The 10,906-nt window shown below is 49.4% G+C and carries 10 protein-coding genes and 1 rRNA gene; 7 read left to right on the forward strand and 4 right to left on the reverse strand.

Going from position 1 to position 10,906, the window contains the following annotated elements; translation table 11 throughout:
- Positions 1-56: 56 nt before the first annotated feature.
- Positions 57-1,814: a methyl-accepting chemotaxis protein gene (locus AC0YN3_RS21345; RefSeq protein ID WP_475776976.1), complete on the forward strand. Its 1,758-nt coding sequence runs from the start codon at positions 57-59 to the stop codon at positions 1,812-1,814.
- Between the two features lie 150 nt (positions 1,815-1,964).
- On the opposite strand, the gene AC0YN3_RS21350 is transcribed toward AC0YN3_RS21345, so the two are convergent.
- The gene (locus AC0YN3_RS21350) at positions 1,965-2,633 is read right to left on the reverse strand and encodes an AlkZ-related protein (protein ID WP_475776977.1); all 669 of its coding nucleotides are present in this window, start codon (positions 2,631-2,633) and stop codon (positions 1,965-1,967) included.
- A 161-nt stretch (positions 2,634-2,794) separates the two neighbouring features.
- Here AC0YN3_RS21350 and AC0YN3_RS21355 point away from each other — a divergent pair, with 161 nt between their 5' ends.
- The 3 genes from AC0YN3_RS21355 (at position 2,795) to AC0YN3_RS21365 (ending at position 4,618) form a co-directional block, all read left to right on the forward strand.
- Complete coding sequence (locus AC0YN3_RS21355; RefSeq protein ID WP_475776978.1) at positions 2,795-3,229, forward strand: YhfM domain-containing protein; 435 nt, start codon at positions 2,795-2,797, stop codon at positions 3,227-3,229.
- 149 nt (positions 3,230-3,378) lie between these two features.
- Positions 3,379-3,831, forward strand: coding sequence for a GNAT family N-acetyltransferase (locus AC0YN3_RS21360; RefSeq protein WP_475776979.1), 453 nt, complete (start codon positions 3,379-3,381; stop codon positions 3,829-3,831).
- A 37-nt stretch (positions 3,832-3,868) separates the two neighbouring features.
- Entirely contained in the window at positions 3,869-4,618 is a 750-nt protein-coding gene (locus tag AC0YN3_RS21365) for a spermidine synthase (protein ID WP_475776980.1), read from the forward strand.
- 158 nt (positions 4,619-4,776) lie between these two features.
- Here AC0YN3_RS21365 and AC0YN3_RS21370 read toward each other — a convergent pair whose 3' ends face one another.
- Positions 4,777-4,971, reverse strand: coding sequence for a hypothetical protein (locus tag AC0YN3_RS21370; protein ID WP_475776981.1), 195 nt, complete (start codon positions 4,969-4,971; stop codon positions 4,777-4,779).
- Positions 4,968-5,900 carry a helix-turn-helix domain-containing protein gene (locus tag AC0YN3_RS21375; RefSeq protein ID WP_475776982.1) on the reverse strand — a complete coding sequence of 311 codons (933 nt, stop codon included), beginning with the start codon at positions 5,898-5,900 and terminating at the stop codon, positions 4,968-4,970. Before AC0YN3_RS21375 ends, AC0YN3_RS21370 begins: the two co-directional genes overlap by 4 nt.
- A 143-nt stretch (positions 5,901-6,043) precedes the next feature.
- Between AC0YN3_RS21375 and AC0YN3_RS21380 the strand changes: the two genes are divergently transcribed.
- On the forward strand, positions 6,044-8,971 hold the full coding sequence (locus tag AC0YN3_RS21380; RefSeq protein WP_475776983.1) for a family 78 glycoside hydrolase catalytic domain: 2,928 nt from the start codon (positions 6,044-6,046) through the stop codon (positions 8,969-8,971).
- A gap of 84 nt (positions 8,972-9,055) precedes the next feature.
- Here AC0YN3_RS21380 and AC0YN3_RS21385 read toward each other — a convergent pair whose 3' ends face one another.
- Complete coding sequence (locus AC0YN3_RS21385) at positions 9,056-9,541, reverse strand: DinB family protein (RefSeq protein WP_475776984.1); 486 nt, start codon at positions 9,539-9,541, stop codon at positions 9,056-9,058.
- A 120-nt stretch (positions 9,542-9,661) separates the two neighbouring features.
- Here AC0YN3_RS21385 and AC0YN3_RS21390 point away from each other — a divergent pair, with 120 nt between their 5' ends.
- Together AC0YN3_RS21390 and AC0YN3_RS21395 are read left to right on the forward strand one after the other, a co-directional pair.
- Complete coding sequence (locus AC0YN3_RS21390) at positions 9,662-10,609, forward strand: helix-turn-helix transcriptional regulator (protein WP_475776985.1); 948 nt, start codon at positions 9,662-9,664, stop codon at positions 10,607-10,609.
- A gap of 227 nt (positions 10,610-10,836) precedes the next feature.
- Positions 10,837-10,906: ribosomal RNA gene (locus AC0YN3_RS21395) — 16S ribosomal RNA — on the forward strand; the annotation flags it as partial.

Consider the following 10,906-nt stretch of genomic DNA (forward strand, 5'->3'; position numbering starts at 1 on the left):
AGCCACTTAGAACGATAATCTGGCAGGACGGGCGCAAAGCAGAGGGGAAACCAGCTATGGTAACGGTATTGAAAAAACATTTGATTGTCCGCATTTTATGCGCGATGACAGCGGTGATGATTCTAATAGCTGCAGGCTATATCGGCACACAGGTCGTGCAGACCAAGTCGGCTGTCGAAGAGGCGATTAACAGCTATAATATCCGAATTGCGGAGAGCTATGCCGTTACGCTGCAGATTGAACGTTTTTCCGAGTTTCTGAAAGAACCGAAGGAGACGGAGCTGTACTGGTCTCTCCGAGAAGAACTCAGTCATTTCCGTACGCAAATCGGTGCGAGATATGTTTATTTTGTCCGTTTTGCGGATAATTTGGAGCCGAGAATTATGATAGACGGCCTGCCTAAGGACGATGGCGACGCTTCGCCTATAGATGAAGTAACCGATATGCCAGCTGAAGCAGCCGAAGCGGTTGTGGCTGGAAGGAATGCAAGCTCGCCTCTTATAGAGAACCCGCTGTACGGGTCGTACCTATCGGCATATGTTCCATTGAAGGACGAGAGCGGCACAGTGGTTGGGGCGCTTGGCATCGATACGGATGCTGCCGTATTTCAACGCCTTGCTGCAGACGTCATTTGGGAGAGCATGCCTCTTTACATCATGATGCTGCTTATCACCCTCGTGTTGATCGGAGCCATCGTATGGTTTGTTAGACGCTCGCTGCAGCCGCTGCAAACCGTAACCGCGAGCGCAGAGAAGATGGCATCTGGGGATTTGGCGGAGGCCAATGCGATTCTGCGCGCAACGCCTGTTACCTCGGTGGATGAAATCGGCACCGTTTACAGGGCGATGCTCACGATGTCGGAGAATCTGAACGAGAGAGTTCGCGGCGTGGTTGTGAACGTAGGGAAAACGTCGGAGCAGCTCGTTTCATCCTCGCAAGCTTTTGCCAGCCATGCGGATCAAATGCTGCAAATGGGCGAGACGATGAATGGCTCCGTGCAGCATATCTATGAAGGCGCGCATGCGCAGAAGAAAAGCGCGGAGGACAGTGCGCTAGCGATGGAAGAGATCGCGGTAGGCATTGTAAGGATCGCGGAGTCGTCATCGACGGTTTCCAATGCGGCGGTACAGTCGCTTGAAAGTGCGCAATCAGGCGAAATCGCTATGAAGCAGCTGAATAACCAGATCAGGAGCATCTCGGTTTCGACAACGCAAACGCTCGATATTGCGAGGCAGCTGAAGGAGTATACGGGACAAATCGGACTAGTCATCGGCTCTGTCAGCGAGTTCGCGAACCAGACCAAGCTGCTTGCCTTAAATGCTTCAATCGAAGCTGCCCGGGCAGGCGAGCATGGAGCGGGTTTCATGGTCGTGGCGAAGGAGGTTCGCAAGCTTGCGGAAGCCTCCGCAGCCTCCGTGCAGCAGATCTCGACGCTGCTTGGCAATATCGAAACGGAGTCTGGCGCAATCAGCACGGAGATGGAGAAGGTTTCGGTAGAAATTAATGACGGTGTTTCGCTATCGGGGGAAGCGGCTGAATCATTCCTGGAAGCCGTAGCATCGTTCCGCCTCGTAAGCGAGCAAATTATGGAGGTATCGGCTGCAACGGAGCAATTGACCGCCGGCTCCGAGGAGGTCGCGGCAACGGTGAGCAGCATCGCTCATATCGCAAGCGGCGTATCCGATCAAACGGAGCAGATACAGTCGCTCACAGCCAAACAGCTGGAGATGATGAAGCAAGTGCAGGAAGCTTCTGCTCTATTAAGCGAGAACACAAGGGATATGAGAGAGGCCGTCGCGAAGGTTAATGTGTAAGAATGCGGAATGCGTAGGTTGTATTGTTGGCATATTGAAGAATGGTAAAAACACATTTGTCCCGAATCAGATCCTATTGTTTTGAAAAGCAATGAAGGGGAAATGCCCGTTAGCATACACTAACCCAGGCATGTCCCCTTTGTTTATGCGCTATAAGGAAAGCCGCAGCTTTTTGTCCAAATATTTGAGCGCTTTCTCCGTACATGCCTCTGTGAGTTCCGCTTTGACAACCGTTTTCGCTTCTGCCAAATGACGAGGCTCCTCCGGCGTTTCGCTCAGCGTTTCATAGAGCCAGTGCTCCGAGGTTTCGTAGCACATACTGCTCCATCCCCCTTCGATGTCACTTTCCTGCGCTCCGGTAATGACGATATCCGCATAGTTTTGCAAATCAACAAGCGCCCGTTCGTAGTCTTTTTTTTGCTCCTTCGCGGTTAAGCGGGATTCCTTGCGCAAGTTTCTAGCGTCAATATTGCCAGCTTCCTTAATGATTCGGTATATATCCCGTGCGTGCTGGGACAATAAACCGCTTTGAAACCGTTCTTCCACGTTTTTTCCTTGCGATAGCAGTAGCGGAATGTAAGGGAACAAGCTGACCTGCACGAAGCTTAGCTTGGTGCCGAAAAACTTTCCGTATGCCGCATGCTCGTCCTTGACGATCTTGACACGCCATAGCCAAGGGTCATGCTCGTCATCTTTGTGCCAGCTATCGCTTGGCGTGACGGAGGTAAGCGAAGGGTGATCGGGAATCAGATCGGAAAATGGGAAAATTTTATATTGATCGACCAGCTGCACGAATTGCGGGTATGTTGTAATGCTCATGCTTTCACTCCTCATTTAAGTTACTCTATTATTCTAGTCATTCCCGATGCTATCCTGCTTTACACGATGCATTCAAGGAAATAAGTAAGAAACCTTTTTAAGCGAGATGACGTCATATTTAGTAGTGCATACATAATAAGGGTGCTGAGGGAGACGGTGGAATGAATGTGAAATATACGGTTGTGGCGATGGCAACGACAGTGTTCCTGCTCGCCGGCTGCGCAGCGGACGTGAAGAGGCCGATCGTTGCGAGCGAACAGGATTCCGTAGCTGCTCCGGCAAGCAATATTTCAATTTCCAAAATTTTGGGGGGAAGCAACGAAACCGTTGTCTTTTCGGAACGGGAACAGGTAGAAGCTTTTAAACGCGCCGTCCAAACCGCTCAGGAGCTTCCTGGCATTTTGAACGTGAGTGCGGCTGATTATGCGTTCACGGATACCCTTCAGCTCGAGGCGCGCAAGTATCTACTATGGCTTGGGTCAAGCGGGCAGCAAGGCATGATTATGGATGCCAAGGATACTCACAAAGGGTATGCACTTACAACGGCTACAACGGCAGAGCTTCTGAAGTTGGTCGAAGCGGATGAACGTCTTTAGTTCTCCGAGTCAAAGGAAAAAGAAATCGCTATGCCGGCTTAGGTTCGAACAGGTATATAACAGGCAAGAGATTACAAAAATAGAAAAAGTAGAATGAGGGCAGACGCGAGAGTGACTGAATAAGTGTAGAAGGAAGTGTGTTTGTTCATATGATTAAAAAAATCGATATAACCGATCCGCGCATGGCGGAGGCCGTGCTGGGCATTCAAATGCCATCCTACAAGGTGGAGGCGGATCTCATTGGCTTTGAGGAGCTGCCTCCGCTAAAGGATACCGTGGAAACGCTGCGCGGCTGCGGCGAAGATTTTTACGGTTATTTTTCGGGCAGTGAGTTATGCGGGGCTATCGCTATAAAATGGGAAGAGGCTATCATCGACATTCATCGGCTGATGGTGCACCCCGAGCATTTCCGTAAAGGAATTGCCAAGGAACTGCTGCGTTACGTAGAGAGTCTCACGGGCTCAGAAAGTATAATTGTGGTTGCAACGGGAACCGATAACGTTCCTGCCGTCAGTTTTTACAAGCAAAGCGGGTTTGTGGAAACGGACGTGTTCCTGGTGGAAGGCCAGTTGTCGTTAACCTCATTTCAGAAGAAGAAATGATAGCTTCAATATCTAATCTAGTAAGGAGAACGATTCATTGCAGTTATTACGAAAGGCAAAGAGCGGCACGCAAGAAGTTTCCGTTTATGAAGCCAATCAGCTTTATGGGGAAACCGGTAAATTTCGGTTCCTGCAATTTTCCGACCATGCGATACAGGGCGCAATCGACTTGAAGGACCCGAAGCGGATCGTGCTGGAATATCCGAGAGCGATGATTCACTTGATGGAGAAAAACGATCCTGCCTTCAATCATGTGTTTATGATCGGACACGGCGTCGGGACAATTCCCGGTCATTACCCGAATAAGCGATTTGTCGTGGCGGAAATCGACGAGGCGGTTGTCGAGCTAAGCAAAACGTACTTTCATTACCAGGCGGATAATATACGGGTCGGGGACGGACGCTTGCTTCTTGGCGAGCAGGAGCAGGGCAGCTTCGAGTATATTATATTGGATGCGTTCACGGAGGCAGGCACTCCCTATCATTTAATGACATTGGAGTTTATGGAGCTGGCTGAGGCGAAGCTCGATGCTAGAGGCATGCTTCTGCTGAATGTAACGGGCAAACTGAAAAATGATACGCAAATCGATGCCGTATACGCGACGCTCAAACAAGCCTTCATGTTTGTTAAAGCTTTCTCCCTTAAGGCAGAACGTTTAGCGGATGTCCGAAACATTATATTGGCAGCAAGCAATTGTCCGATTGCTTATGAATCGATTGCCATGGCCGGTTTCTTTGAGATCGGGCTGGATCTGGGGTATGTCATGCGTGACAAACAAGACGCTTAAGAGTGCTGCGGCAGCAGGCGAATTCGTATGTCTCAAAAGTTTAGTAGGCTTGTTGCCTCATTAGGCTATGGTTTTAATGCAAAGGCCATCCGAATTGCTAATGCAGTAGGTTTTCGTTTTGCAATGAAAGAGGCTATCAGATTATCTGATACAAAAAGCTACCGCTTGTGAAGCAGGAGCTTCTTGGCAAGCTCTTTCGTGGAGCAATCCGCGTAAACCTCGACAGCTTGATTTCGCCCGTTGATTGCCAGTAAACGAATATCCTTTTTCTCGATTCCCATCCATTCCGGAGAATGCCACGTTTTGCGGCAGACGAGAAAACGGCCTTCATCAAAAACGACTTTCCATTTCATAAAAGCGAATTTCTCCTTTGTCCGTCGGATGCCTCGGCAGAGATAGCCGGTCCTTTCCTGTTTCGTACAGTGCCGCGATAGTCCCGAGGCGTCATGCCGACAATTCTTTTGAAATGCGTAAGAAAGGCATCGATATTTTTATAGCCGACTTCTTCCGCGATCGAACCGATTTTTTGCTGTGAGCTTCTAAGAAGCTCGCAGCTTTTTTTGATTCGCAGCTGCTGCAAATAACGAAGAAAGGATTGTCCGGTATGTCCCTTGAATACGCGGCCGAAATGCCGCTCGCTCCACTGGCAGCGCTCGGCAAGCTGACCTACCGTCAGGTTTTCGTGTGCATGCTGTTCCATATAGATAAGGATATGCTGGACGGAAACCGGCTTGATCGATGGTTTGTTCGTCTGTTGGAGCAGCCTATGAATAGATACGAGAAGCTGCACGAGCAGCGACCGCAAGCAAGCATCCGACCCGGTTTGCTGGTCATTGTACTCGCGAAGCAGGCTGCAGAACAAAGAGTCGATGAGTCCATCATCATCAAAAAGCGGTTGGAACGTCGCTGGCTGAATAAGCTGCTGCTCCAGAAAATCCGCAATCGGTGGCACTCCTCCAATCCAATCACGCAAGGATAGGAGCAGGGAAGAACGGAAGACGCAGTTATATACAATGAGCGGAGGGCTCGTCCGTGAAGGCGTTGATGGCCGGAATACATGCGAGATTCCTGGCGGCAGTATAAACAATAGTCCTTTGTGTACGGAAACAACGGTTTCTCCGATATGATGAAAGCCCTTGCCCTCTGCTACGTAAGCAAGCTCGATGAAATCATGGTTATGGAGCGGGAGATGAAAATTTTCTGCAGCTCGGTTTACAAAGATATACTCGTCTTCCTGCAAAAATTGCTCTACCTTGTACAACTGAGAATGTTTCGTAGGCAAAGTCCTATTCCTCCCTAAACATATGTCGTTTTTCAATGATTAAATGTCCGGAATAATGGTAATTCAGTTCATTGATTTTACTATAATGAGAGAAAGAATGCACGTGCTGGCAGCCGAGCGTCGGCACAGAGGGAGTTGTTCATATGGTCAACAAGAATTGGAACGCGAGCTGGATATGGGGAGGGGACGAGGAAAGCCCGCGCAATGAATGGCGCTGCTTCCGAAAAAGCTTCGTGCCGCCACAATCAACTGAAGGCTCTGCGGAGCAAGCATCAACGGTTCTGCGAATTAGCGCGGACTCCCGTTATGTACTTTATATAAACGGCAAGCAGGTAGGCAGAGGCCCCGTTCGCTCTTGGACGGTTGAGCAATTTTACGATTCCTATGATATTGGGCATTTGCTGATTCCGGGGCAGACCAATACGGTCGCAGTATTCGTGCTTCACTTTGGTGTATCTACCTTCTATTATTTGCGCGGCCGGGGCGGCTTGCTTGTACAGATCGACAGCCTGCAGGAATCGGGTTCCGAGATGATGCTTGGCACTGATGATGCCTGGAAAACGTCAATTCACGAGGGACATCATACGCGTGCCCCGCGAATGTCCTGCCAGCAGGGCTTCTCGGAGTATGTGGATGCAGGCTTGTGGCCTGACAATTGGATTGAAAACGGCTTTGATGATCAAAGCTGGGAGAAGCCGTACGTTATCGGTGAGGTGGGGGTAGGCCCGTGGTTGTCGCTTAAGGAGCGTGATATTCCTTTGCTGGCGGAATATCCGCTTTATCCTTCACGGATTGTGTCCCTGAACAGCGTTCGGTCTTTTACGTTCTCGACGGCAATTGATATGCGCAATCATATGGTTGCGGGCAGCGAGAATCACGCCAATGTGGTTGGATTCACGGGTTACGCGGCAACGGTCCTCCGTGCGGAGGAGGAGACGGAGATCGTACTAGGCTTTCCCTTTGCCGGAGAATGCGTACGCTCGGTTTCGTTGAATGGGAACAAGCTGAGCGAGGAGCTTTTTACAGGGGGCATGCCGGAACGCTATGCTTCCGTTAAGCTTATGAAAGGCGATAACCTGCTGCTAATCGACGTTAGCGGCCGGATGCATACGGGCAAGCTGCATGTCGGCTTATACAGCGAATCAGCTATTGCTTTGAGAAGCCCGCTGCTAGCAGGGAAAGCCGGCCAACACGAGAGCAAATCTCCGTTTATAACGATCGGACCTTTTGATTCGACGTTTTATCTTGATCACCAGTCGACAAGAGAGATTGATTTCGAGGACAAAACATATAAAGAGGTTATCGAAAAAGTAGCTAGTGCGGGGGATTTAGCCGCATATTCGGCTTTTATCCACGAGATTGATGAGCGCTATGTGAGTGAAGCGGATGTATTCGGCCTGTCTGTCTGGAAAAAAGAGAGCAACCCGCATCCCGTCCCGGCAGCGCTGCAGCATGCGGTGATTCCGAATGCGGAGGCCGGTATCGTTCCGATCTACCCTGGCTTCGACACGGAGCTTGTCATTGACTTCGGCAAGGAGCTAACTGGTTACCTCTCGTTTGAGGTGGAGGCAGGAGCGGGAACGATACTGGATTTCTACGGATTCGAGTATATGAAAGAGGATTACCGGCAGGATACGTTCGGGCTCGATAATACGCTTCGTTATGTGTGCAGAGAGGGAAGGCAGCAATACGTATCCCCCATACGGAGGGGACTCCGTTATTTGATGCTGACGGTACGAGAGGCCAAACGGTCGGTCAAGCTGATCAACGTCCATTACATGGCCAACCATTATCCGATGGCAGAAATCGGCAGCTTCCAATGCTCAGATCCGCTGCTTAATGACATTTGGGAAATTAGCTGTCATACGACGAAGCTTTGCATGGAAGATACGTTCGTGGATTGCCCGGCCTATGAGCAAGTGTTCTGGGTAGGGGACAGCCGCAACGAGGCACTTGTGAGCAACTATTTGTTTGGCGTCAATGACATCGTAAAGCGCTGCTTGCGTCTTGTTCCGGGCTCCAAAGATCAAACGCCGCTATTTGCCGATCAGGTACCAAGCGGGTGGAGCAGCGTAATACCGAACTGGACGTTTTTTTGGGCGATTGCATGCCGGGAATACGTGGAACAGACGGGGGATATGAGCTTTGCCGCCGAGATGTATCCGCATATCCGTTTCACGCTGGAGCATTACCTGAAAGAAATCAACGAAGATGGCCTTCTCGCGATAAAAGGCTGGAATCTGTTAGACTGGTCGCCGATCGATCAGCCGAATGACGGAATCGTGACGCACCAGAATTGCTTTTTGGTAAAAACGCTGCGCGTAGCTGCTGAGATGGCCGTCTTCGCAAACGATCCGAAAGGAGACCTTCGCTTCACGGAAGAGGCGAACCTGCTACAAGCTGCTATCAATCGGCATCTGTGGTTGGAGGAACGATCGGCCTTCTTGGATTGCATCCATGTGGATGGACGGAGATCTGATGTTTTTTCAGTGCAGACGCAGGTAGTGGCTTATTTGACCGGTGTTGCGCAAGCTGAGAGAAGCGGCATCTTGGAAAGTTATTTAGTAGAGGCGCCTGAGCATTTCGTTCAGATCGGCAGTCCGTTTATGTCCTTCTTCTATTATGAGGCATTATCGAAATCCGGCCGTAATGAGGCAATCGTGGATGACATCCGCTTGAATTTCGGGCAAATGATTGAACATGACGCCACAACCTGCTGGGAGATGTATCCCAATTTCGCGGAAAATAGAGCTAATCCAAATATGTTGACTAGAAGTCACTGCCACGCGTGGTCGGCTGCACCGGCTTATTTTCTTGGTCGCGAGGTGCTGGGCATCCGCAATGCGGCGATTGGCTGGTCAGAGGTGGACATTCGTCCGGAGCCAAGCGGTCTCACATGGGCGAAAGGGAGCGTGCCGCTTCCTGATGCAGGCCGAATTGATGTGTCATGGAAGCTGCTGGGAGATGAAACGATAGAAATTTTTGTGCAATGCCCGGAGTCAGTCAAAGTGAACATACAGGTCCCTGAGGGCTACCGCGGCATCATTCGGGAAAAGAAACTTCTCGTATAGGCTGTTAAAGGGGATCCTTTATATGTAAGCAGAAATAAGCTCTCACTGCCTTCTCGCAGCGGAGAGCTTATTTGCATGGCTTGTTTAATAGAGATCGAACATGTTGACCTCGTAGCCTTGCATTTTCAAATACGTAAAGAGCTGAGCTCGGTGATGCTGCGCATGGGTCGTTATTTCAACGAGCCATTTGGCTTGTACGGTACCATGCTCGAGATAGAAGGGCTTTGTGCTTTTATGAAGGAAATCTTCCTCGGAAAGACTCTCCATATAAGCTTTAACTTCATGGAGGCCCGTTGTCATCCAACCAACTAGGCGTTCAATATCAGAGTTTTCGGCGATGTCGGCTTCCAGCTTGCGAATGGCGGTTTCGCTGTTCTCCTGTAAAATGAGCAAATCTGAAGACGGAACGGAAACGAGATGCTCGGTTAGCTCCAGCAGCGATCTCATATTGGCGTGAGGTCTGAAGCTCCAATGCTCTGGCGAAATTTTGCGAATCAGATTTGAGGATGTTTTGACGATATGCTCCAATTCTTCTAGCAGCACAGCTTTGACTTCAATAACAGCTGACATGCGGTTTCACTCCATTCATAGTTTGAAATCGTGTTAAGCCTTAGTAGGCTTAGTTCACATTGTAGATTATAATAGTGACAAACGTTGTCATAAATATAAAAAGTAATGATGGAGGAATACATGTCGAAATCGAAGCGCCTGATTGAATTGATGATGACCGTTAACCGCAAGCGGAAATTTACAGTCAAAGAGCTTGCTCAGGAGTTTGAGGTGTCTACGCGAACTATTTTAAGGGATTTGCAGGAGCTGAGTGAGCTCGGTGTTCCTTTATATTCAGAAGTAGGGCCGCATGGCGGTTATCAGGTGCTAAAGGAAAGAATATTGCCGCCGATTGCGTTTACGGAAGAGGAGGCGGTCGCTATTTTTTTCGCCAGCCATGCCCTCCGCCATTACGCCTATCTTCCGTTTAAGGAAGAAGCCGCATCGGCACTCAGCAAATTTTACTTCTATATGACGGGGGAAGTTCGCGACCGGATTGATCAAATGAAGCATAGGATTGATATTTTCACGCCGGAGCGGAGCTCCGAGGTGCCGTTTTTGTCCATATTGCTTGAAGCATCCATTCATCAAAAGATGCTGCATATTGGTTATGATTCGCGTGACGGGAAGCTAAGCCGGCCGATTCAACCGATAGGCATTTATGCGAGCAATGGCTTTTGGTACTGCCCTGCCTATTGTTTTTTGCGAAAAGAGCTGCGATTGTTTCGGTGCGACCGTATCCGAACAGCCGAGTATGATTCAACCGCAATGGTGCCTATGGACTTTCGGGAGGTTCATCTTGGCAACCGGGATGAATATTTTCAAACGGAGGTGAAATATACCGAGCTTTATGTAGAGCTCAGTAGGGAAGGCGTGCAGCGCTGCGAGACTGAGCTGTGGCCGACGACGGCGATTCATGTTCGGGAGGATGGAACGGGGTGGCTGCATGGGAAAGCTCGCCATGTAGACATTTCTTATTACGCGAAGTTTTTTATGGGCTTAGGAAATGAGGCGACCGTGAAGGAACCAGCTGAGCTTATTGAAAGCATGAAGGAGATATTATTGGCGATGATGTCGAAGTATGTATAGATACCTGTGAAAAGGTTCAGACTGTTTGAAGTGGTTTTGAAATTAATTTTAAAAAACACTTGCAATACAATGCTTGTCCATGGTATATTCTTATTCCGGCCAAGAAATACACCGGAACGAAAGAAAAAAAATTGCTCTTTGAAAACTGAACAACGAGTAACAACTGCCTCGCAAATCCTTCGGGAAAAGCGAAAAAGCGATAACAAGTAATGAGCATTTCAAACACCAATTTGGAGAGTTTGATCCTGGCTCAGGACGAACGCTGGCGGCGTGCCTAATACATGCAAGTCGAGCGGA

The organism is Paenibacillus sp. J22R232, assembly GCF_056269165.1.

What these genes read in the sequence shown, in the direction of transcription:
- AC0YN3_RS21345 (WP_475776976.1), top strand. Translation starts at nt 57, where the DNA reads ATGGTAACGGTATTGAAAAAACATTTGATTGTCCGCATTTTATGCGCG.
- AC0YN3_RS21370 (WP_475776981.1), bottom strand. Translation starts at nt 4,971, where the DNA reads ATGAAATGGAAAGTCGTTTTTGATGAAGGCCGTTTTCTCGTCTGCCGC.
- AC0YN3_RS21350 (WP_475776977.1), bottom strand. Translation starts at nt 2,633, where the DNA reads ATGAGCATTACAACATACCCGCAATTCGTGCAGCTGGTCGATCAATAT.
- AC0YN3_RS21385 (WP_475776984.1), bottom strand. Translation starts at nt 9,541, where the DNA reads ATGTCAGCTGTTATTGAAGTCAAAGCTGTGCTGCTAGAAGAATTGGAG.
- AC0YN3_RS21390 (WP_475776985.1), top strand. Translation starts at nt 9,662, where the DNA reads ATGTCGAAATCGAAGCGCCTGATTGAATTGATGATGACCGTTAACCGC.
- AC0YN3_RS21360 (WP_475776979.1), top strand. Translation starts at nt 3,379, where the DNA reads ATGATTAAAAAAATCGATATAACCGATCCGCGCATGGCGGAGGCCGTG.
- AC0YN3_RS21355 (WP_475776978.1), top strand. Translation starts at nt 2,795, where the DNA reads ATGAATGTGAAATATACGGTTGTGGCGATGGCAACGACAGTGTTCCTG.
- AC0YN3_RS21380 (WP_475776983.1), top strand. Translation starts at nt 6,044, where the DNA reads ATGGTCAACAAGAATTGGAACGCGAGCTGGATATGGGGAGGGGACGAG.